This is a genomic window from Oscillospiraceae bacterium, assembly GCA_035353335.1.
Taxonomy (GTDB): domain Bacteria; phylum Bacillota; class Clostridia; order Oscillospirales; family JAKOTC01; genus DAOPZJ01.
This window is the reverse complement of sequence record DAOPZJ010000010.1, coordinates 24,406-46,964: the sequence shown is the minus strand read 5'-3', so window position 1 is coordinate 46,964 and position 22,559 is coordinate 24,406. Positions and strand designations below refer to the sequence as shown.

At 48.6% G+C, this 22,559-nt stretch carries 16 protein-coding genes, 2 tRNA genes, 1 other RNA gene and 1 pseudogene; 9 read left to right on the top strand and 11 right to left on the bottom strand.

Annotated elements, in window-relative coordinates:
- Positions 1–2: 2 nt before the first annotated feature.
- From PKH29_03720 to PKH29_03685, 8 genes and pseudogenes are all read right to left on the bottom strand, one after another.
- Positions 3–1,520: pseudogene (locus PKH29_03720) on the bottom strand (2-isopropylmalate synthase).
- A 55-nt stretch (positions 1,521–1,575) separates the two neighbouring features.
- Positions 1,576–3,219, bottom strand: a complete 1,644-nt coding sequence (gene ilvD / locus PKH29_03715; GenBank protein HNX13941.1) for a dihydroxy-acid dehydratase — start codon at positions 3,217–3,219, stop codon at positions 1,576–1,578.
- Between the two features lie 72 nt (positions 3,220–3,291).
- The gene (ilvC, locus tag PKH29_03710) at positions 3,292–4,287 is read right to left on the bottom strand and encodes a ketol-acid reductoisomerase (GenBank protein HNX13940.1); all 996 of its coding nucleotides are present in this window, start codon (positions 4,285–4,287) and stop codon (positions 3,292–3,294) included.
- A 30-nt stretch (positions 4,288–4,317) separates the two neighbouring features.
- On the bottom strand, positions 4,318–4,824 hold the full coding sequence (ilvN, locus tag PKH29_03705) for an acetolactate synthase small subunit (protein ID HNX13939.1): 507 nt from the start codon (positions 4,822–4,824) through the stop codon (positions 4,318–4,320).
- A gap of 15 nt (positions 4,825–4,839) precedes the next feature.
- Entirely contained in the window at positions 4,840–6,504 is a 1,665-nt protein-coding gene (gene ilvB / locus PKH29_03700; GenBank protein ID HNX13938.1) for a biosynthetic-type acetolactate synthase large subunit, read from the bottom strand.
- 494 nt (positions 6,505–6,998) lie between these two features.
- Complete coding sequence (locus PKH29_03695) at positions 6,999–7,697, bottom strand: helix-turn-helix domain-containing protein (protein ID HNX13937.1); 699 nt, start codon at positions 7,695–7,697, stop codon at positions 6,999–7,001.
- A gap of 139 nt (positions 7,698–7,836) precedes the next feature.
- The gene (locus PKH29_03690) at positions 7,837–9,087 is read right to left on the bottom strand and encodes a hypothetical protein (protein ID HNX13936.1); all 1,251 of its coding nucleotides are present in this window, start codon (positions 9,085–9,087) and stop codon (positions 7,837–7,839) included.
- A 107-nt stretch (positions 9,088–9,194) separates the two neighbouring features.
- Positions 9,195–10,178 (bottom strand): DUF5050 domain-containing protein, encoded by a 984-nt coding sequence (locus tag PKH29_03685; protein HNX13935.1) that lies wholly within the window; start codon positions 10,176–10,178, stop codon positions 9,195–9,197.
- A gap of 173 nt (positions 10,179–10,351) precedes the next feature.
- On the opposite strand from PKH29_03685, the gene PKH29_03680 reads away from it, so the two are divergent.
- A tRNA-Leu gene (locus PKH29_03680) sits at positions 10,352–10,434 on the top strand.
- A 102-nt stretch (positions 10,435–10,536) separates the two neighbouring features.
- Here PKH29_03680 and PKH29_03675 read toward each other — a convergent pair.
- Positions 10,537–13,143 carry a valine--tRNA ligase gene (locus PKH29_03675; protein ID HNX13934.1) on the bottom strand — a complete coding sequence of 869 codons (2,607 nt, stop codon included), beginning with the start codon at positions 13,141–13,143 and terminating at the stop codon, positions 10,537–10,539.
- 310 nt (positions 13,144–13,453) lie between these two features.
- Positions 13,454–14,146 (bottom strand): hypothetical protein, encoded by a 693-nt coding sequence (locus PKH29_03670; GenBank protein ID HNX13933.1) that lies wholly within the window; start codon positions 14,144–14,146, stop codon positions 13,454–13,456.
- Between the two features lie 402 nt (positions 14,147–14,548).
- Here PKH29_03670 and PKH29_03665 point away from each other — a divergent pair, with 402 nt between their 5' ends.
- From PKH29_03665 to PKH29_03630, 8 genes are all read left to right on the top strand, one after another.
- Positions 14,549–15,685: an ABC transporter ATP-binding protein gene (locus tag PKH29_03665; protein HNX13932.1), complete on the top strand. Its 1,137-nt coding sequence runs from the start codon at positions 14,549–14,551 to the stop codon at positions 15,683–15,685.
- Positions 15,672–16,484: an ABC transporter permease gene (locus PKH29_03660; GenBank protein ID HNX13931.1), complete on the top strand. Its 813-nt coding sequence runs from the start codon at positions 15,672–15,674 to the stop codon at positions 16,482–16,484. The genes PKH29_03665 and PKH29_03660 overlap by 14 nt, the downstream gene beginning before the upstream one ends.
- The gene (locus PKH29_03655) at positions 16,481–17,308 is read left to right on the top strand and encodes an ABC transporter permease (GenBank protein HNX13930.1); all 828 of its coding nucleotides are present in this window, start codon (positions 16,481–16,483) and stop codon (positions 17,306–17,308) included. The genes PKH29_03660 and PKH29_03655 overlap by 4 nt, the downstream gene beginning before the upstream one ends.
- A 22-nt stretch (positions 17,309–17,330) precedes the next feature.
- A complete protein-coding gene (locus tag PKH29_03650) occupies positions 17,331–18,506 on the top strand; it encodes a spermidine/putrescine ABC transporter substrate-binding protein (GenBank protein ID HNX13929.1) in 1,176 nt (391 codons plus the stop codon).
- 163 nt (positions 18,507–18,669) lie between these two features.
- A complete protein-coding gene (locus PKH29_03645; protein ID HNX13928.1) occupies positions 18,670–19,683 on the top strand; it encodes an RING finger protein in 1,014 nt (337 codons plus the stop codon).
- 13 nt (positions 19,684–19,696) lie between these two features.
- On the top strand, positions 19,697–20,566 hold the full coding sequence (gene galU / locus PKH29_03640; protein HNX13927.1) for a UTP--glucose-1-phosphate uridylyltransferase GalU: 870 nt from the start codon (positions 19,697–19,699) through the stop codon (positions 20,564–20,566).
- 22 nt (positions 20,567–20,588) lie between these two features.
- Positions 20,589–20,934: RNase P RNA component class A (gene rnpB, locus PKH29_03635), an RNA gene on the top strand.
- A 17-nt stretch (positions 20,935–20,951) separates the two neighbouring features.
- Positions 20,952–21,028 (top strand) — tRNA-Arg (locus PKH29_03630).
- Positions 21,029–21,249: 221 nt separating this feature from the next.
- Here PKH29_03630 and PKH29_03625 read toward each other — a convergent pair.
- A complete protein-coding gene (locus PKH29_03625) occupies positions 21,250–22,425 on the bottom strand; it encodes a hypothetical protein (protein ID HNX13926.1) in 1,176 nt (391 codons plus the stop codon).
- Positions 22,426–22,559 lie beyond the last annotated feature (134 nt).

Sequence of the window (22,559 nt, the reverse complement as noted above, 5' to 3'; positions counted from 1 at the left end):
TTTCACCCCAAGTCTAAAATTTTGTTAACCCCGTTGACATAGGCGAGCAAACTCGACTCAAGAATATCGGTCGAAAGTCCCCTGCCTGTCACGGTTCTGTCGCCGTATTTTAATTTTACCACAACTTCACCGAGTGCGTCGCGGCCATCGGTTACCGAGTGAATCTCGTAGTTGACCAGTGAATAATCGTCGCGCTTGACGATTTTGTTGATGGCGTTGTAAGCGGCGTCGATCGGGCCGTTTCCAAGTGCGACTTCCTCGATGCTCTGACCATTGTAAAGCAGTCGTACGACGCAGTTTGCAGTGGCATAGTTGCAAGAGTGAACATCGTAGCGTTCGAGCTGATATGCTCCTGCATGCTGTGACAGTCCGTTTGTCACAATCGCTTCGAGGTCGAGATCGGTGATTTCCTTTTTCTTGTCGCAGAGTTCTTTGAATGTCTCGAAATAACCCTCAAGCTCTTCTTTGCTGAACCGATAACCCAGTTCGGAAAGGCGGTCTTCGAGCGCATGCTTGCCCGAGTGTTTGCCGAGTATCATTTTGTTTTTGGGCAAACCGATGGATTCGGGCGTCATGATCTCGTAGGTTGTGCGCTCGGCCATCACACCATGTTGGTGGATACCGGATTCATGCGCAAACGCGTTCGCGCCGACAATCGCCTTATTGATTGGGGCGGTCTGTCCGATGATGTTATAAACCAAACGGCTGGTACGGTAAATTTGGGTTGTATCGATGCGGCATTCGCAGTCCATGGTCTGACCTCTGGTGTGCAGCGCCATGACTACTTCCTCGAGCGCCGTGTTGCCCGCGCGCTCGCCGAGTCCGTTGACCGTGCATTCAATCTGCGACGCACCTGCGCCGACCGCAGCCAGCGAATTGGCAACCGCCATTCCGAGATCGTTGTGGCAGTGGGTCGAAAAGCGCACTTTTTCAATACCCATGGCATTTTCGAACAGATAGCGGATCATCGCGGCCATTTCTTCGGGAGTCGTAAAACCGACTGTGTCGGGAATGTTGACTACCGTTGCACCTGCCGCTGCCACTGCAGAAACTACTTTAGCTAAAAAGGCCGGTTCGCTGCGCATGGCATCCTCCGCCGAAAATTCGACTTCGCCGCAATGCTTTTTGGCGTACTTGACCGTTGCGACGGCTTGTTCGAGTACTTTTTCCGGCTCCATACGCAATTTATATTGCATGTGCACCGGTGAGGTGGAAATAAACGTATGAATCATCGGCGAGACAGCGCCTTTGACCGCGCCCCAAGCCGCATCGATATCCTTTGTCAATGCACGGGAGAGTGAGGCAATTTGACAGTCTTTAACCGTTTCGCTGATGCGTTTTACCGACTCGAAATCGCCGGGTGAGGAGATTGCAAATCCCGCTTCGATGATATCGACTTTCAGTCGCTCTAGCTGGCGGGCCACCTCCAATTTTTCTTCGAGATTCATGCTGCAGCCGGGCGACTGTTCGCCGTCACGCAGCGTGGTGTCGAAAATCATAATTTTTCTCATGACATGGCCCTCCTTTTTATTATATTTCGATTTATATTAATTACAGGTATAGTTTCCGATTCTTTCATTCGATCACCGCGCCTTTGTCCGCTGAAGCCACCATGCGCGCATAACGCTTGAGATAGCCGTTCAGTTCGGCGGATAGTTTGAGCTGCATGTTCTTTTTGCGCGTTTCCAGTTCGACCTCCGAGACTTCAAAAGATAAGGTATGTCGCGGAATGTCGATATTGATTATATCATTTTCTCGTACATAGGCAATAGGCCCGCCCGCTGCGGCTTCCGGAGACACATGCCCGATGGCCGCGCCGCGTGTTGCGCCTGAAAAGCGCCCGTCGGTGATCAGTGCGACGGTCTTATCGAGCCCCATACCGACGATGGCGGAGGTTGGCGAGAGCATTTCACGCATGCCGGGACCGCCGGAAGGCCCTTCGTATCGGATGACAACCACATCACCGGGTTTGATTTTCCCACCGTATATCGCCGCGATGGCCTCGTCTTCGCAGTCAAAAACCCGCGCGGGGCCTTTATGACATAACATTTCCGGAGCAACCGCGCTGCGTTTGACCACTCCGCCGTTCGGTGCAAGCGATCCGAACAGAATCGCAAGACCGCCGCTTTGAGAATACGGTTCTTTAATGCTCTTGATAACGGTTCCGTCGGCTCGTTTCCCGGCGAGGTTTTCACCTACCGTTTTGCCGGTTACGGTCGGAAGTGATGTATCGATGAATCCTGCAGAGGCCAGTTCCGCCATGATGGCGTGGACACCGCCCGCCGCATTCAAATCCTGCATATGGTGCGGGCCTGCAGGAGCAAGGCGGCACAGGTTCGGGGTCTTTTCGCTTACGGCGTTGATTTTACGCAGGTCGATTTTCACACCGGCTTCGTGCGCGATGGCGGTCAGGTGCAGCACCGAGTTGGTCGAGCAGCCGAGCGCCATATCGACGGTGAGCGCATTTTGAAACGCTTTTTCGGTCATGATTTGGCGTGCTGTTGTCTGTTTTGCTGCCAGCTCCATGATTTGTTCGCCCGCTGTTTTTGCGAGCCGGATGCGCGCAGCAAAAACCGCCGGAATCGTGCCGTTGCCGGGCAATCCCATTCCGAGCGCTTCGGTGAGGCAGTTCATCGAGTTGGCCGTGAACATGCCCGAACAGGAACCGCAGCCGGGACAGGCGCTTTCTTCGAGGTCATGCAGGTTTTCGTCGTTGGTCAGACCCGCTTTATACGCACCGACCGCTTCAAAGACACTATTTAAATCTTTGCCGTCCAGCGACAACATCGGGCCGCCCGAGACAAAGATCGAGGGCAGATTCAGCCGCGCCGCCGCCATCAGCATGCCGGGGACAATTTTGTCACAGTTCGGGACGAAAACCAGTCCGTCAAAACCGTGCGCCATCGCCATGCACTCGACGCTGTCCGCAATCAGTTCACGCGAAGCAAGCGAATATTTCATACCCGTATGACCCATCGCAAGGCCATCGCAGACGCCGATCACGTTGAACTCCATCGGCGTTCCGCCCGCCGCCAAAACGCCGTCTTTGACCGCACGGGCGATCTGGTTGAGGTGGATATGCCCGGGGATGATCTCGTTGAATGAATTGACGATGCCGATCAGCGGCTTTTTAATTTGATTGTCAGTATAGCCCATTGCCTTGAACAAACTGCGGTGGGGTGCGCGTTCCACGCCGGTTTTAATACAATCACTTCTCATGATAATTTCCTTTCAAAGAAAGGGTAAAATCTGTTTTTTATAATCACTAAATCTATTTTTATTGCTAAAAAATTATTTTTTAGCTTGCCAAGACATCTTTTGGCGGAGTTCTTTGCCGACGCTCTCGACTTGATGCTCGCTCTCCATGCGACGCAGGGCGTTAAAAGACGGTCTTCCGGCTTGATTCTCCAAAATCCAGTTGCGCGCAAAGGTGCCATCTTGAATTTCGGTGAGTACTTTTTTCATCTCTTTCTTTGTCTCATCGGTGATGATGCGCTTTCCGACGCTGTAATCGCCATATTCGGCGGTGTCGCTGATCGAGTAACGCATGAACGAAAGACCGCCTGAGACAACCAGATCGATAATCAGCTTCATCTCGTGTACGCATTCGAAATAGGCGCTCTCGGGTTGGTATCCGGCTGCAACCAAGGTCTCGAAACCCGCTTTCATCAGGGCAGAAACGCCGCCGCACAACACCGCTTGTTCGCCGAACAGATCGGTCTCGGTCTCTTCTTTGAAAGTTGTCTGCAAAATACCGGCTCTTGCGCCGCCGATGCCTTGCGCGTAAGCCAGCGCGGTCTCAAGCGCTTTTCCGCTTACGTCCTGATAAACAGCAACGAGATCGGGCACGCCTTTTCCCTCGACATACTGGCTGCGGACGGTATGGCCGGGGCCTTTAGGCGCGACCATGATGACGTCGACGCCCTTGGGCGGCACGATCTGGCCGTAGTGGATGTTGAAACCGTGAGCAAAAGCTAAGGTCTTGCCCGCCGTCAGGTTGGGTTCGATATCATTTTTATAAAGCGCAGCCTGTTTTTCGTCGTTGACGAGAATCATGATAATGTCGGCAGCTTTGACCGCGTCGGCAGTCAGTTTAACTTCGAGTCCGGCTTCGCGGGCGCGCTGTGCGGAGGGTGCGCCTTCATAAAGGCCGACGACGACTTTGACGCCGCTGTCGCGCAGATTGAGTGCATGGGCGTGCCCTTGGCTGCCGTAGCCGATAACCGCTACGATCTTTCTGTCGAGTGCTTTTAAATTGCAGTCTTTTTCGTAATAGATCGTTGCCATGTTTCATTTCTCCTTTATGTTTTAATTGAATTATTTGCTGATTGTCAGGGTTACCTCGCCGCGTCCGAGTGCTGTGACGCCGGTGCGGCAGAGTTCCAAGACTCCGTACTGACGCATGTATTTGATAAAACCGTCCAGTTTTGTCTGCTCTCCCGTAATCTCAATGCTAATCGATTCTGGCGAGAGATCAATGACTTTTGCGCGATAGACATTGGCTGCTTCGATGATGGCCGCTCTGTTGGTTTCGTCCGATTTGACTTTTAAAAGTACCAACTCTCTGGTGACTGTCTCTTCCGGCTCCATCACCGCGATCTTTTTGACATCGTGCAGTTTTTCGAGCTGTTTGACCATTTGATCCTGAACATAATCGTCGCCCGTGACAGCGATGGTCATGCGGGAGACGGCGGGATCTTCGGTCTCGCCGACGGTCAGCGAATCGATGTTAAAACCGCGCCGCGCAAACAAGCCTGCCACTCGCGTCAAAACGCCGAAATGGTTTGACACCAAAACACCGATCACGAACTTTTCCGATTTCATACTCTTATCCCTTTCTTAATTCAAGATGATGTTATCGACCGAACCACCGGGCGGTATCATCGGGAAAACCATCTCGTCCATGTCGATCATGCAGTCCACGACGACCGGACTGTCAAATGAATAAGCTTCTACAAGCACCGAATCCATCTCATCCAAACGGGATATCCGCATTCCCTTTGCGCCGAACGCTTCGGCCAATTTCACAAAATCGGTTTTGCGCTCAAGGGTGGTCTCTGAATAATGACCGTCGTAAAAAAATGTCTGCCACTGCCTGACCATTCCCAAAACACCGTTATTCATAATCACGATGACAATCGGTAGGTTGTGCGTGACTGCGGTGGCGAGTTCGTTGAGGTTCATGTGGAAACTGCCGTCTCCGGTGATTAAAACCGTTTTCTTTTTATTTTTCCCGAAACAAGCTCCGATAGAAGCGCCCATTCCGAAACCCATTGCGCCGAGTCCGCCCGAGGTGACAAAATTGCGGGGTTTGGCGAATTCGTATCGCTGTGCCGTCCACATCTGATGCTGTCCGACATCGGTCACAATCGCCGTATCGTCATCGGCTAAGGCCTGCAGTTTCGAAATCACCGCGTAGGGGTGCAGTCGGTCTACCGGATATTTACATAGTCGCTTTTCATCATCTTTGAACTTTTGTACAAGTTTTCGCCAGTCAGGATGTTCAAATGGAGCCAGCCGCGTGAGTAAAGCGGTTAAAATATCTTTGATATCACCGGTCACGCTGGCGGTGATCCGGATGTTTTTACCGATCTCGGCGGGATCGATATCGAAATGCAGAATTTTTGCCTTCTTCGCAAACTTCTCTTTGTTTCCAGTCGTCCGATCGCTAAACCTGGTGCCGATTGCGATAATCAGGTCCGCTTCGGCGATGGCTTTGGTCGCAGCGTAATTGCCGTGCATGCCGATCATGCCTAAAAAGCGCGGATTGCTGCGGGAGAGTGCCGAGAGTCCCATCATGCTGGAGGCGATCGGCGCGTCGATGCGTCCGGCAAATTCCGTCAGCTCTTTTGACGCGCCCGAGATCACCACGCCGCCGCCCATGTAGATGCAGGGGCGCTTCGCGGTCTCAATCAATACCGCCGCTTGCATCAATTCTTTTTCATAAGGCAATTTATTGGGCAAGACCGAAACCGGACTTTGAGGTTCAAAATCGTATTTGGCGAGTTGGATGTCCTTCGGAACGTCCACAAGCACCGGTCCCGGACGGCCCGACTTAGCGATGACAAACGCTTCGCGAATGTTGTCGGCAAGGTCTTCGATGTGCTCTACGAGGAAGTTGTGCTTGGTGATGGGCATGGTCATTCCGGCGATATCCACATCCTGAAAGCTGTCCTGCCCGATCATCGCAAGCGCCACTTTGCCGGTGATCGCTACGATCGGCGACGAATCCAGATAGGCGTTTGCAATACCGGTAACGAGATTGGTCGCCCCGGGGCCCGAAGTCGCAAGCACAACTCCGACTTTGCCTGTTACGCGCGCATAACCGTCCGCCGCGTGTGCAGCTCCCTGTTCGTGACTTGTGAGCACATGACGAATACGATCGCCGCAGTGATAAAGCTCCTCATAGAGATTGACAACCGTACCGCCCGGATAACCGAATATGGTATCGACGCCTTGCTCAATCAAGGTTTCAATAACGATTCTTGCGCCTTTCATCTCCATTATCTTCATTCACTCCTTCTGCTTTATTGAAAAAGGCCTCCGATGTTGATTCACCGGAAGCCCTGTTTTACACATGTGGTTATCTAATGTGTGCTACAGTATCCTCTTTTCGGTGAACCCGCGATGTCATAGTAATCAGCCCTAGTACAATGACTACGGCGATAATAACGGTAATAATGACGGCGGTGTTCACAAGGACTGTAGACATGACGTTTTCTCCGTTTCTTGATAAAATATAAGACCCGCGGTGAATCTCACTGCGGGCCTTTTAGCACTACTTGTTGGCCAGTTACCTGTTTGCAGTCAAATTCTCATATGCAATTTCAATCGGTCTAATTACTACTAGACCAATAATGCCTACAAGAACTACGATTGTTGAAAACAAAACTGTCATTTGAAAACCTCACAAAATCGTTCGGGTTTTTTCTATTATATTCACTCGAAATACCTTTGTCAACGATTTTTCAAAAATTTATACAATTTTTAAAAGATATTTATTCGTTATCAATGCTGATGAAGATATCCATATATTCAACTGCGTCTTTTTGATACACTTTTTCGAAACAGGAGAGGATCCTTTCATCTTTGTTTTGCTTGATTCCGTTCACTTTTAAGTACGAATGAATGGTTTTATATGCGTTTGGAATCAAAACAAACGGGTCACGAAACGGCTTTGTGATAGTAATCACGGCGTATTCTGCCTTGTCCTGCGCGACGATCTCGACATCTTTGCACTTTGAAACAAAGTCGTCGGGCAGGATACATGCCGCTGCATATCCATGCATATGGAATACATTGATCTGCTGTTGGGACACAAAGGGGAAATCCCACCCGATGATCTGCGAATCCATGATGCCATTGTCTTTTGCCCATTTTCGGATATGGTCGATTGCATCATTTTCCGGGGCGTGGCTGATGACCGCATATCGAGCCATCCGAAAAGCGTTTACAGTCTCAATGCCAACGGGAGAATAGGCCTCGTTTCCGCTATTGATATCCTCACGGAGCAGTTGATCGGTGCTGCACGAAAAGAATTCACCGAGCCGAATCAATTTTTCGATTTCGGGATAAACGGCATCTGATTCCCATTTTGCTACTGTCTGGCGCGATACGCCCATGATTTCTGCCAAATCTTCCTGTGTCATGGCGTTGCGCATTTTTCTGAGGTATTGTAAGTTTGTCCCTAAACTCATTGTTTTCGTCTCCTTTGATAAACGGGAACTTCCCGTTCAGTTGATATGTTCATCATACCTCGAAAGGAGCGCTTTCTCCACCAACCGGGTGTTTCTGTTTTTTCAAGTTTGTCAACTTAAGGTTGCACAGACGGAACTGTTAGGCACTGTGTTTTTTTTCTTTATAATATTTATACATTTCCTCAGTCGCCAGTGCGATCTTGGTAACGCTGAAGTGCTCGCTCTGCGGATAACAATACCAAGTGTCGTGTAATGTATTAAGGTCTACGCAATCTCCGAATTTGCCCAAGTACTCGTATTCGATGTGGCAGGAATACAGTGATTGCGGGCTTTTTTCCATGGAATACGGCTTGCCGTTATATTCACCTTTTATCGTAAAACCGTTCATATCATGTACGAAGTCGGCAAGACCGATCTCAATGTAACCCTCGGCATTGGGCAGCGACCGGACGATGGCTTTATCGCAAAAATAATACCTGCCCTCTTCAATTTCGGCTCGAACTTGCGTCCGCTCCCATTCGTACCAATCCGGGATATGCGCAAATTCGGTCTCGCCGCTTTTTGCTTTCAACTCGCCGAGTTCGGTCATTTCCCAGACCTTACCGCAATGTTTGCAAAACAATTCGCTGCCCTTGGAATCCATGCGATATTCCGCTTTGCAGTGGGGGCATTGATAGAGCACTTTATGTAATCCTTCTGCACGGTCTTGCTTTGTAATTCGGATACCGTTTTTTTTCTGCCATGCAAAATCGTCATATAAGAACGCTTTTTCGATTTTACCGTTGATCTCATCGGCTGAGAGATCAGCCAGTTCATCTTTTGAGATCAGACGTGTCATATCGGCAACGGTTTGAACGCCTCGGCTCCCGAGATGCCAAAACGGCGAATCGATGTGATGCCCGTGAGTGATAAAAGTCACAACATCGACGCCCAGCAGCTTGACCAGTTTTCCGAGCGAACTTGGCAAAATCGCATTAGTCCCGCACAGAGAATAACGCGCTTCAGGATAGATCACGGCGATGTTTTTATTTTTAATCACCTGAATCAAGTTGCGCACAAGCGACACATCATTGGTGAATTTACGTTTTCCGATACAGCCGACAGCCCGAAGCAGCCACTCCCGTTTCAAAAATCCGTCGATGGCGACCACATTGTTGGTTCTGTGGGGAAAAACAGCAACCGAGGCGATTTTAAAATCCAAAAAGGCGTTGTGGTTGCAGAGCAGCAGATACGGCGGTTTAAGTCCCTCCATACCTTTTTTTATAATTTTTGACTTGTGTTTCCAATAATCAGGGAAGCTGAGCAGCCAAATCAACGGCATCAATACCGGCATTTGCTTTCTGGGCGCTCTGTTCAAGTCAAATCGTTTGATCGATTCAAGGTCCGGCATTTTCTACTCGCTTTCCCGGAAGTAGTCAAGAATTTCCGGTAATATTTTATTGATCATTCAATCAGTATAATATAAGCTGAGCTTGATTTCTTAAAGCTACCCGCAGATTACATATACAGGAAATCGCTTGCGGAATTTTGTCCGATTTTCATCAGACGCATATCTCCGCTGCGCGTATCGGTATAGAGCATATAATCGCCGATAACATTGATTCCGCTCGCTCGGTCGTAATTTACCAATACCTTGTTTTCTCCGTTGCAATCAATTCGAATGATGTTGTAGCCGATATCGACACTCACAAAATAGAGCATACCGCCTGCAATCAATAGATTCTCGCAGATGCCGCCGTATATTACGCATGCATCTGTGCCGTCTGTACGGGCTTTATAAACATACGAGGAATCTTTGACATTGAGATAATAAATCCATCCGTTATCAACAATGATCGAATAGGCGAAAATGCCTTCGATAGGGGCACCGGTACCGCCATTCAGCGTGTATACCTGATTCTCTTGCCCGACGATATAGGTCACTCCGCCATCAAACCAGACATCCGTGCATTTTGCATTATAAATTACAGTTTTTCCGGTTCCGTCAGGAGCAATTGTATAGAGCTCCGTATCAGTCATGCAATATAATTTGCCCTCATAAACGAGCAGTTTATTGACCGTTTCCTGCGTCAGCTGCTTAATATCGCTGCCATCGGTTTTCATGGAATAAACGAAAAGGTCATTATGGTTAATATAAAAGATACGTCCGTTGTAAAGATTCAGATAATCAGTTTTGAATTCGGTGAGTTGGCTGTGTTTTTTTGCGGTAAAGTCATATTTCCAGAGACGGTATTCCGCAACGTCCGTCGTATAGTAATCCAGTCTCGAATAATAGATGGTGTTTCCGTCTGTGACCGCGTTTCCGTCAACACCGAGATTGCTCGGGTACATCCCGTACGGCGAGGCGTCAAATTCGTTCAAAGTGCTCTTAACCATCTCGGGTGCCGACGATGCGGCGGATGAGGTTCCCGACGGAGTGCCGCAGGCGGCGGCAGTCACCGTAAACAATATCGCAAACATAACGGAAAGTATTTTTTTCATAACGCGTATGCTCCTTAATCTTTGCATCTTTCTACAGATGGAAAATCAATATTATATTGATTATATCAAAATCGTGTAAGATTGTAAAGTGAGATTTTGGTGAGAAGTCATCTCCGCTTCTTCTATAGATTTCGGTTGCGGATTTTTCAAAGTTATGTTAAAATAACCCCGTTGCGGGTATGGCGGAATTGGCAGACGCGCCGGATTTAGGTTCCGGTGGGAGACCGTGCAGGTTCAACCCCTGTTACCCGCACCATAAAAGAAACGACAAAATCTTTGATAAAGCTGTCGTTTCTTTTCTGTTTATATAGGTGTTTTAATTTTCCATAAATTGTTATATTATATGAATTATGGATATTTAGATCAATTCTTCCTCTGTTTTATGAATGACCTCAATGCGGGAAAGAAGCTTTTCGCGGCGCTGACGCTGTTCCTCGACGACCGCTTGCGGTGCTCTGTCAACAAACGCGCTGTTTCCGAGTTTCGCTTCAATCTGCCCGAGTTCCTTTTGGGCGGTCTCAAGTTCCTTTTTCAAGCGCGCTTTTTCGGCTTCAATGTCAACCAGTTCAGCGATTGCAATCGTCATCTTGGCGTCATCGGTGACAATCGAAATGCCATCGGTTTTACCCTCGACCACGTCGCTGCAGCTCGCAAGGCGCACAAAAAACCGCTTGCAGCTGAGATATTTGCCGATGTGCTCACTGCTGATGTGCACAACTGCCTTGCGGGACGGTGCGACATTCATCTCGGTTCTGCGGTTGCGGAGAGCTTTGACGGCAGCCATAATCATCTCGACCATGTCGGCTTCCGCGCTGAAATCGAGGGACCCATCATATCTCGGATAAGACGCAAGCATGATAGTATCGCTATTGTGCGGAAGCGCCTGCCAAATCTCCTCGGTGATGAACGGCAAAAACGGGTGCAGCAGTTTGAGGGTGTTGCCCATCACATAGCATAACACCTGCGAGGCTTCTTCAGCGGGTTCTCCGCCGGCATACAAACGGTCTTTTGAGAGTTCGATAAACCAGTCGCAAAACTCGTCCCAGATGAAGTCATAAAGTTTTCCGAGCGCCATTCCGATCTCGTAACGGTCGAGTAGCTCGTTGACTTCTTGGACGGTTCGGGTGTAACGGGTCAGAATCCATTTATCTTCGGGGGCAAGGGTCTTAGGCAGCGAATCCGGTGTGATCTCGGTTTTCAGGTTCATTAAAATAAAGCGCGCCGCGTTCCAGAGCTTATTGCAAAAGTTGCGGCTGGCTTCGATTTTTTCATCGGAGAAGCGCATATCGTTTCCGGGAGCGATGCCGGTGGCCAGAGCGAACCGCAGTGCGTCTGCGCCGTATTTATCGATGATCTCGAGCGGGTCAATGCCGTTGCCGAGAGATTTGGACATCTTGCGCCCCTGCGCATCGCGCACTAGGCCGTGGATCAGTACTGTATCGAACGGCTTTTCGCCCATGTATTCAAGCCCCGAGAAGATCATGCGCGAGACCCAGAAGGTGATAATGTCATAGCCGGTCACGAGTGTGTTGGTCGGGTAGAAGAAATCCAAGTCCTTGGTCTTTTCCGGCCAGCCAAGGGTCGAAAACGGCCAGAGCGCGGAGGAAAACCATGTGTCGAGAGTGTCGGGGTCCTGACGCATCGGCTTGCCGCATTTCGGGCAGACGGGGTTTTCATCCTTGGTGACCACCGTCTCACCGCATTCGTCGCAGTAAAATGCCGGAATACGGTGACCCCACCAGAGCTGACGGGAGATGCACCAGTCGCGGATGTTCTCCATCCAGTGGAAATAGGTCTTGTCAAAGCGCTCGGGGACAAACTTGATATCGCCGCTTTTCACGGCTTCGATGGCGGGTTTGGCCAGCGGTTCCATCTTGACAAACCACTGTAAGGACGCGCGCGGCTCGACGGTGGTGGAGCAGCGATAGCAGGTGCCGACGTTATGTTCATGATCTTCGACACGAATCAGGAACCCCTGCTCTTCCAGGTCTTTCACAATGGCTTTACGAGCCTCGTAGCGGTCCATTCCGGCGTATTTCGGATAGTCGGCTGTGATCTTGGCGTCCGGCGTCATCACGTTGATTAACGGCAGGTTATGGCGTCTGCCGACCTCGAAGTCGTTGGGGTCGTGCGCGGGTGTGATTTTAACCGCGCCGGTTCCGAATTCCGGATCGACATATTCGTCGGCGACGATCGGGATTTCGCGTCCGACTAACGGCAGAATCACAGTCTTTCCAACCAGTTTTTTATAGCGTTTGTCTTTAGGGTGAACGGCGACCGCGGTATCACCAAGCATCGTTTCGGGACGGGTTGTGGCGAGCTCGATAAAGCCGCTGCTATCCGAGAGGGGATAGCGCAGATGCCAAAAATGGCCTTTTTGATCCTCATATTCAACTTCGGCGTCGGAGATCGAGGTCAGGCAGTGCGGGCACCAGTTGATGATGCGCTCGCCGCGATAAATCAAACCCTTATTATACAGGCGGACAAAGACCTCTTTTACGGCTTTGGAACAACCCTCGTCCATGGTGAAGCGGGTTCTCTGCCAGTCGCAGGAGGAGCCCATCTTTTTGAGTTGTTCGATGATGCGGTCGCCGTATTGTTTTTTCCACGCCCAAGCGCGCTCCAAAAACTTATCACGTCCGATGCTCTCTTTGGTCAATCTTTCTTTGCGCATCGCCTCGACGATCTTGGCCTCGGTGGCGATGGAGGCATGGTCGGTTCCCGGCAGCCAAAGCGTACAGAAACCGCTCATGCGTTTATAGCGGATGAGGATGTCCTGCAGGGTATTGTCAAGTGCATGTCCCATATGCAGCTGCCCGGTGATGTTGGGCGGCGGAATCACAATGGTATAGGGCTGTTTTTCGGAATCGGGCTCGGCGTGAAAATACCCTTTTTCTTCCCAAGTATGATACAATCTGTCTTCAAACTGAAGCGGATCGTAGTTTTTTTCAAGTTCTTTAGCCATGAACATCCTCCCGATATACTTATATTCTATCTTCTCATATAAAAATCCGGCGCTTTTGCACCGGAATCATGATCATTTCGTCCTCGTCGGTGCAAGCATAACAAGCGATTGCACCCGCGATAAACGCAGCTACAACCGCATTTGTACCCCGACGGAAATACTCACCGATAATTGGAGCTGCGAAAAGGACATTTAACTCTCCCTTTCAAGACCGAATATGCGGTCATAATATCATAAACAGTGTAAAATGTCAACAAAAAGGGACGGCTTTGAAATTCAAAGCCGTCCCTTTGTATCCATGAGAATGAAATTATGCAGCGTAGAAGATGACGATGACGCTTCTCTGCGGGACACCATCGATGACGGTCTGCAGTGCGGTGATGCCGATCTTGGCAAAGTCGAATTCAGCTTTAGTGGCGAACTGTGTGCTGGCGAGCATGACCGCTTTGAGGGCTTCGAGTGTATTACCTGAGGACGGCATCTCGTTGACCCAGACACTGTAGTTCAGACCGGTCAGACGGCCTTCGGTGCTGTCAACAGAATTGACGATTGCGGTAACTCCGGAGCCATCGGGCAATGTACGATAATCGGTGCCCTTGATGAAATCATCCGATGCGTCGAGCAGCGCTTTCGCGTAAGTCTCGGCGGCTTTGGTCAGGCGGTCGCTGGTGACCAGTGCGTCTTTGCCGAGTTCGGTGCGCTTCGCGTTGAAGTCAGCCAAAACAGCAGCTGCGATATCGGTATATTCGACAGCGGTCGTGGTGGGCTCGGACGTCTCGGACGGAGTCGAGACTTCCGATACGGCAGATGTCTCGGATACAACCGACGCGACGGACGAAACTTTGGATGTTACTTCGGACACCGTCGAATCGATCGGCTGAGTGACGGAAGCTGTCTCAGACAGAACGGACGATGTCTCATCGCTCGGTTTGGAAGACACTGCGCAGGCGCTCATACCGATAACAAAGACAAGCGCAAGCAAAATGACAAGGACTTTTTTCATGATTTTTCCCTCTTTCAAAAATGCTCTGTTTTTTATGCAACAACGCGGAGTCAGAGCTTTTCCACGCGTTACAATAATTTTACCAAATTATCCCTCAAATGTCAAGTAAAAAACAGAAGAAAAGATAAACGAAAATGTTTGTAATTCGGCACGCAACGATTGAGCACTTTTCAGATGGATTCAACCATTTGCTCGAAATATTATCATACAATCAACAAATTGCTGAGTTCAAAAGCCGCTTGTTAAATCAGCAGTTCGAAAATAACCACGAAAAAAATCGAAAAATATATTGACATTCTTTTGGGAAAACGCTATATTAAAACTTGCACGGTCCGCGGATGCTTTGTGACAAAAAAGCGAGGCAACGCCGGGCTGATTTTTTAACGATTTGGGGGATGATAGATGCCAAAAGAACTTATCCGCCTATCGGATATCAGTATGGTTTTCGATGGCGAAGAGGTTTTGAAATCCATCAATCTCTCCATTAACAGCAAGGAATTTATAACTTTTTTAGGCCCGAGCGGCTGCGGAAAAACCACTACGCTGAGAATTATCGGCGGTTTTTTGACGCCGCATTCGGGCTTGGTTTATTTTGATGAAAAAGACATCACCGATCTTCCTCCATATAAGCGCCATGTGAACACGGTTTTTCAAAAATACGCCCTGTTCCCTCATTTGGATGTATTTGAAAATATCGCTTTTGGTCTTCGGCTTCAAAAGCTGCCCGAGAAAGAAATCCGAGAACGGGTGTTTTCGATGCTCGATCTCGTGAATCTGCATGGATTTGAACGCCGCAACAGCAGTGCGCTCTCCGGCGGCCAGCAGCAGCGCGTCGCAATCGCCCGCGCACTCGTCTGCCGCCCCCGCGTGCTGCTGCTCGACGAACCACTCGGTGCACTCGATATGCGCCTGCGCAAAGACATGCAGGCGGAACTCAAGCGCATTCAACAGCAGCTCGGCATCACGTTTGTCTATGTCACGCATGACCAGGAAGAAGCGCTCACGATGAGCGACCGCGTAGTAGTCATGGACAATGGGAAGATTCTGCAGATCGGAACGCCCGAAGATATTTACAACGAACCGATCAACGCATTTGTCGCCGACTTTATCGGCGAATCAAATATCATCGACGGCGTCATGCTCGAGGATCGTCTGGTCGAGTTCTGCGGGCGCAAATTCGATTGTCTGGATTCGGGATTTGAACCAAATACTCCGGTCGACGTCGTCATTCGTCCCGAAGACATCGACATCATCCCATTTGAAAAAGGACATATCAAAGGCACCATCACATCAGTCACCTTTAAAGGTGTGCATTATGAATTTATCGTCGACGTCAGCGGCTATAAATGGCTGATCCAGTCGACCGATTATCTCGAAATGGGCACCGAAGTCGCTTTCGTCATCGAACCCGACGCCATACATATCATGCATAAGAGCGACTACTCCGGCAGGTTCGGCGATTATTCGTCCTTCAGCGAACAGTATGACGAAGAGAGCGAAGCAAACGATAGTACGGAGGAAGAGAATGAAGAGGGCTAAGCTGCTTGCGGCGCCCTATATTCTCTGGATGGCGCTGTTCACGATCATACCTCTCGCCGTGGTCTTTTATTTCGCCTTCACAGACAACGCAACCGGCCAATTCACCTTTTCCAACATCACCGGATTAAAGCAATATCTGCCCACGTTTGCCGATTCTCTTTGGCTTGCAATCATTTCTGCCGCATGCTGTTTGGTGATCGGTTATCCAATGGCCTACGCGATTGCGCATGCATCTCCGGCTGCTCAGCGCATCATGACACTGCTTCTGCTGCTGCCGATGTGCACGAGCTTTTTGCTTCGCACCCTTGCGCTCGTCGCAATGCTTGAAGACACCGGTGTCATCAATCAGTTACTCGGAATATTCGGGATCGGTCCGGTGACGATGCTGCGCACCCCGACGGCAGTCGTTTTCGGCATGGTATATAATTATCTTCCCTATATGATTTTACCGCTTTACAGCGTTTTGGTCAAAATCAACCCCGCGCTCGTCGAGGCCGCTCAAGACCTCGGCTGCAACGGGTTTCAAGTTCTCTCGAAGGTTTATCTGCCGCTCTCGATTCCCGGCATCATCTCCGGCGTCACAATGGTTTTTGTTCCGGCGGTAAGCACCTTTTATATCTCGAAAAAGCTCGGCGGAACCGGCACTGCCATGATCGGTGATGTGATCGAGAGCCAGTTCAAAGCATCGTATAACTTCAACGTGGGTGCGGCAATGTCTCTCTGCCTGATGGTCATCGTCTTTATCTGCATGGGCATCATGAATAAATTCACAGACAATGATGAGGTAACGCTCGTATGAAACGATTCAGCAGGATTTTTACCGTCATTGTCTTTATCGTGCTCTATGCCCCAATCGTACTATTGGTAGTGGCATCGTTCAATTCCGGGAAAGATATGACCGTTTTCAAGAATTTCACCTTTTATAATTATCTGGAGTTTTTCAAAGATGACACCTTACTTCGACTGCTGCTCAATTCTCTAATCATCGCAATCTTATCTTCGTTCATCGCCACAGTGCTCGGAACCGCTGCATCCATCGGCATTGAGAAAATGGGAAAACGCACGAAATCGCTGATCATGACCGCGACTAACATCCCGATGACCAACCCGGAGATCGTGACCGGCATTTCGTTAGCGTTGTTATTCGCCTTTGCGGGACGTATGATCGCCAACAATAATATTCTGGGCTTCGGCACGCTGCTGATTGCGCACATCACTTTTAACCTGCCTTATGTCATCCTTTCGGTGATTCCGAAACTGCGGCAATTGAACCCCAATCTCAACGAGGCGGCGCTCGACCTCGGCTGCACTCCGGTGCAATCATTCTTCAAAGTCATACTGCCCGAAATTTTACCTGGTATTATCACCGGCGGTCTTATGGCGTTTACGATGAGCCTTGACGATTTCGTCATTTCCTATTTTGTCTACGGCCCGTCCTACACTACGCTTCCGATTGAGATCTACAGCTACACCAAAAAGCCCCTTCCCCCGAAAATTTATGCCTTGTTTACTATCATCTTCCTTGCAATTGTTTTGGTTATGGCAGGTATGACGATCATGCAGAGTTATGACGATAAAAAAAAGCAGCGGCTTGATACGCCGGTTGCACAAAATATGCAATAAAATATTTCAGGAGGTTTGAGAGATGAAAAAGGTCTTCGCGCTCGTGTTTTCTCTGTTCTTACTGGCAGGCATGGTTTTGCCCGTTTTTGCGACGGACGCCGCAGTTCCGCTGACAGGCGAGGAAATCAACGTTTACAACTGGGGTCAGTACATCTCCGACGGCACAGACGGCGGTCTTGATGTCAACGCAGAATTCACCCGCCGCACCGGCATCAAAGTCAACTATTCGACTTATGATTCCAATGAGGCACTCTACGCCAAACTCAAAACAGGCGGCGCGAGTTATGACGTCATCATTCCTTCCGACTATATGGTCGGAAAACTAATTGAAGAAGGGCTTGTGCAAAAGCTTGATTTTTCCAACATCCCGAACTATTCTAATATCGATGTTGAATTTAAAAACCGCATATTTGATCCCGCCAATGAATACAGTGTGCCTTATACCTGGGGCTGCGTGGGTTTGATCTATAACAGCAAGTACGTCACCGAAGAAGTTACAAGCTGGGATTTACTATGGAACAGCCAATACAGCGGTAAAATCCTGATGTTTGACAACAGCCGCGACGCGTTCGCCATTGCCCAGATGCTGCTCGGTATCGACGTTAACACGACCTCCTCAAGTGAGCTTGATAAGGCTGCCGCAAAGCTGTCTGAGCAAAAGAAACTGGTGCAAAGTTATGTCATGGATCAGGTATTTTCTCAAATGGAGACCGAAGAGGCCTGGATCGCCCCTTATTATGCCGGCGACTTTTTAACCATGCAGGCCGAAAACCCGGACCTTGCGTTCTGCTTCCCCAAAGAGGGTTTTAACGTCTTCGTCGACTCCATCTGCATCCCCACCGGTGCTCTAAACAAAACGGCCGCCGAGAAATATATCAATTTTTTGTGTGACCCCGAGATTTCCGGACAAAATACGGAATACCTCGGTTATTCCACACCTATCAGCGCTGCGAAGGCTTTCATGGACACGGAAGTGGCTGAAAATCCTATTGCCTATCCCTCTCAGGAAGTTTTAAAGCGCGGTGTCGAATTTAAAACTCTTCCCACCGAAACCACCAAATATACAAACGAACTGTTTGACACGGTAAAGACCTCGAGCTCAGGCTGGAGCTGGTATGTTTTAATTGCGCTTGCCGTCTTTGTGGCCGCATTGATCGTCTTCCTGGTCGTCAGAAAGAAAAAACGTACGGATTATTAAGCGAGTTTCAAAGGCGCACATACGGCAAATTCCGTATGTGCGCCTTTTGTTTGCTTTCATCGATTGCGGTTCTTTACTTGACAAAACATAAATATTTGGTTAATATATTTTAAGTGATTTGCGGCTTAGCACCAGTCACGAATTTTTTCGGAAAGGCGTTAACATGAATTTTTGGCAGGGAAAAATCTGTCCCGTCTGCAAAAAAGAATTTACCGATAAAGACGATATCGTCTATTGTCCGGAATGCGGAACGGCTCATCATCGAGGCTGCTGGAAAGAAACGAATGCCTGCTTTTTTGCGTCTGAACACCGAAACGGTAATTTTGATACGGTTAACGAGCTTGCAACGCTTTCTCAGCCACCGAGCGTTCAACCCATCCGCAGCAGCTCCGACGAAAACGGACAATTAGTCTGTGAATTCTGTGGTTATCGCAATAACCCATTGTTTCGTGTCTGTATCAATTGCGGTCATGAGTTAACGGCTCCGAATCCTGAATATAAAACTGTGCCGAATTATCCGCCTCCTCCCGGTTCTCATGCCTATAACGATTTTGATACCGTTTACAATGATGACGGGAAATTGGTTGATGATATCAGCCGGGCTGATTTGGCACGTTTTTACGGCAGTAATTCCGAAGACGTTATGGAGCGTTTCAAGAAAATCAGCCGGGGTAAAAATGCTTTTTCCGTCTATGCTTTTTTTGCATCTTTCTTCTGGTTGTTTTATCATAAAGTGATTGGCGCCGGAACTGCACTTACATTAGCAGTCATATCTCCAATTATAGCCTTTTATGGTATTTTCTTTGTAAAAAGTTCAGATGCTTTGCTGACGGCTGCCAATACAATTACCGATTATAATGCCTATTTAGCCGAAGAATTACGCATTCTGAACGATTTTATGACGGCTAACATGTCTACTTTAAACATCTGCATTATGCTCACGGCGGTTTTATATGTTCTGTCGATGGTCTTTTGCGGATTTTTCGGTATGAAGCTCTATTACAACAAAGCCATAAAAACCATCAGGATGATCCGGCAGCGTTCCTATGACCGTTATCAGCGCGAATATCTGTTCTCCGCGAAAGGCGGCGTCAACGCTTTTGCGGTTTTATTTCCGGTTATACTCTATTTCTTTGCTTCATCCGCAGTAGCCTATATCTGCTTGATTTTCAGTTAAAGGAGCGATATTTTTGAAAGTTAAAAAAGCCGTCATTCCGGCCGCAGGTCTCGGGACCCGTGTTTTGCCGGCGACTAAAGCGATTCCGAAAGAGATGCTGACCATCGTCGATAAGCCCTCTATCCAATATATCGTCGAAGAAGCGGTTGCAGCCGGCATTACCGATATCTTGATTATTACCAACCGTGGGAAAGCAGCGATGGAAGATCATTTTGACCGCTCTCCGGAACTCGAGGAACGGCTTCTGGCAGGTAAAAAGACCGAATTATACAATTCTGTGCTGGATACGGCCAAGATGGCGAATATCTTCTTTGTGCGCCAAAAAGAAACCAAAGGGCTTGGGCATGCGATCAGTTGTGCGCGTGGATTTGTCGGCGATGAGCCGTTTGCGGTACTCTACGGAGACGATGTCGTTATCGGCGATACTCCTGCCATCGGCGAACTATGTGCTGCATACGAGAAATACGGCAAAGGCGTCGCGGGCATTAAGCAAGTCAGCCGCGAAGCGATCAAAAAATATTGCTCCCTTGAAGTTTCCCCGCTCGGTGAAAAAACTTTTGCAGTCTCAGACATGGTCGAAAAACCGACCGACGATCGGATTATGTCCCTTTATTCGATTTTAGGCAGATGCGTACTAACGCCGGCAATCTTTGATGTCCTCGATAATACCCCTCCGGGAGCGGGCGGCGAAATTCAACTCACAGACGCCATGCGGGTACTGGCCAAACGCGACGGCATGATCGGAGTAGATTTTTCGGGCAAACGATACGATATCGGAAACAAACTCGGATATCTCGAAGCAATCATTGAAATCGGCGTTAAACATCCCGAACTTGGCACGGATTTTATTAACTATTTAAAAACATTCGTAAAAAGTTTATAATAAAATTTCGGCAGTCGGCAAACGACCCGGTCGGACGGCCGCCCTGCAAGGGGAGGAAAGTCCGGGCTTCATAGGGCAGAATAACGGCTAACGGCCGCCAGGGGTGACCCTCGGACAAGTGCAACAGAGATATACCGCCTGTTCCGGCAACGGTTCGGGTAAGGGTGGAAAGGCGAGGTAAGAGCTCACCGGCGCGGCGGGAGACTGTCGCTCCCTGTAAACTCTATTCGAAGCAACATCGACTGGGTGACGCGCCGGCCCGGCGCATTCCCGACTGATGGCACGAGGCGGACAGCAATGTCTGTCCCAGATAGATGGTCGTCACGGTGAAAACCGTACAGAACCCGGCTTACAGACCGGATCGTTTGCCGACTGCCGAAAATATGCTCCCGTAGCTCAGCTGGATAGAGCGGCCGCCTCCTAAGCGGCAGGCCATGCGTTCAAATCGCACCGGGAGTGCCAAAAAAGCACTCGTATATCTTACGGGTGCTTTTTATCTATTAGTATTTTTTCTTCGCAGAAGGATAATCTCTCCGGAAGGACTCAGGACTGTCCCCTTTTTACGCTTAGATAAGCTGCGCTCTCTGCTAACCTTTCTAACCATAATACGCCCATGAGCGGATCAATTTATAATTCTATTATTTTCTTCGCATGTGATAAGCTTCTGGGTGTGTTATGAATGGTTATAAATTACTATTTGATTTTTTCTTTTTTATCAGAATTAAGCCGTAAACCGCTCCACCGGCGATACCAATGAGAACAATTGCAAAAATCCACCATTTAGTTTTAAATTGATCTGCTGATTGTCCGTTTATTTGAGTTATAGGGATACTTGATGCGCTTTCTGATGATGTTTCGGTTCGCGGAATAATACGACTCTCAACCGCACCGCATTTGATGCAGCTGCGTTCTTCCTGCCCTTCTGCGGTCTCATTCGCTGCAGTTTTTACTGCCCATTCGCTGAATGTATGTCCGAGCGCCGAGATAACCTCCTGCTGTTTATCTCCGCATTCGCAAGTTCGGGTTTTTACGCCGTTCTCGGTGCAGGTCGGCTCTGTTTTTATTTTCCACTCGCTGTACGCGTGAATGTGCTCCCCAGCGAAGGTGATCTCGACCATCTCCATGCCGTCGCCCTTATTGGTGTATTTTTCGCCATTCAATTCATTGGTTATTATACAATAGTAATAGCGTGTCGTTCCGGAATGGGTGTTTCCATCAATGGTGTAAGTATCGGAAATTGCGTCTGAAATGGCTTTGGCGTTACAATAATCGCTTTTTGCACTTTCGTACCACTGATAAGAAATTAATCCCTTTACTGATTCTTTTAAAGAATGTGTTGCGATTAAATTGATTGTTTCACCTGGGTTCACACTTGCCATTTTTAAATTATATTCCAGTTTCGGAATCGGTGAATTGAATGTCGCCGATATAACAGATGGCGCTGAAGAGGCATAAGGTACACTCGATATCTTTGTTTTAGAGGAAGTGAGTGATACAAAACATATGAATAATTCGTTACCAACGTATTTATTTCCACTGTAAGGCTGTTCTTTATCCCAACAACTAACCATTGCAAAGAATTTTTTCGGGTTGACACTTTTAATCGTCAGTGTTCTGCTGTTGCTTCCGAGAAACTCGACTCCGTATTTTAATGCGGTGTCCGTATTGCAAAAATACTTTTGATTGGCGTCATCGCCGATATACCAATAATATGCAGAGCCTTCATACGCTGTAAGTGTCAGTGACCCTCCTTCCGCTATTGAGTAAGATTGAATTTTTCTCGTCTGAGTCCCCGAAAAAGAAATGGAGAATAATACTGCTGCAAGCAGGATTTCCAAAACTGCGATGTACTTCTTCATGCTTATATCCTTCTGTTTTTCTATTTTTCGACGGCTTTTCTGAAAAACTGAACCTTTACCGTCTATGGGCGGAGGTATCAATGAAATGCGTGTACAAACTGTATTTCAGTATATCATACTGCATTTTCCATGTC

Coding starts and splice junctions, on each gene's coding strand:
- ilvD (HNX13941.1), bottom strand. CDS start 3,219: ATGAGAAGTGATTGTATTAAAACCGGCGTGGAACGCGCACCCCACCGC.
- ilvC (HNX13940.1), bottom strand. CDS start 4,287: ATGGCAACGATCTATTACGAAAAAGACTGCAATTTAAAAGCACTCGAC.
- ilvN (HNX13939.1), bottom strand. CDS start 4,824: ATGAAATCGGAAAAGTTCGTGATCGGTGTTTTGGTGTCAAACCATTTC.
- ilvB (HNX13938.1), bottom strand. CDS start 6,504: ATGGAGATGAAAGGCGCAAGAATCGTTATTGAAACCTTGATTGAGCAA.
- PKH29_03695 (HNX13937.1), bottom strand. CDS start 7,697: ATGAGTTTAGGGACAAACTTACAATACCTCAGAAAAATGCGCAACGCC.
- PKH29_03690 (HNX13936.1), bottom strand. CDS start 9,087: ATGCCGGACCTTGAATCGATCAAACGATTTGACTTGAACAGAGCGCCC.
- PKH29_03685 (HNX13935.1), bottom strand. CDS start 10,178: ATGAAAAAAATACTTTCCGTTATGTTTGCGATATTGTTTACGGTGACT.
- PKH29_03675 (HNX13934.1), bottom strand. CDS start 13,143: ATGGCTAAAGAACTTGAAAAAAACTACGATCCGCTTCAGTTTGAAGAC.
- PKH29_03670 (HNX13933.1), bottom strand. CDS start 14,146: ATGAAAAAAGTCCTTGTCATTTTGCTTGCGCTTGTCTTTGTTATCGGT.
- PKH29_03665 (HNX13932.1), top strand. CDS start 14,549: ATGCCAAAAGAACTTATCCGCCTATCGGATATCAGTATGGTTTTCGAT.
- PKH29_03660 (HNX13931.1), top strand. CDS start 15,672: ATGAAGAGGGCTAAGCTGCTTGCGGCGCCCTATATTCTCTGGATGGCG.
- PKH29_03655 (HNX13930.1), top strand. CDS start 16,481: ATGAAACGATTCAGCAGGATTTTTACCGTCATTGTCTTTATCGTGCTC.
- PKH29_03650 (HNX13929.1), top strand. CDS start 17,331: ATGAAAAAGGTCTTCGCGCTCGTGTTTTCTCTGTTCTTACTGGCAGGC.
- PKH29_03645 (HNX13928.1), top strand. CDS start 18,670: ATGAATTTTTGGCAGGGAAAAATCTGTCCCGTCTGCAAAAAAGAATTT.
- PKH29_03625 (HNX13926.1), bottom strand. CDS start 22,425: ATGAAGAAGTACATCGCAGTTTTGGAAATCCTGCTTGCAGCAGTATTA.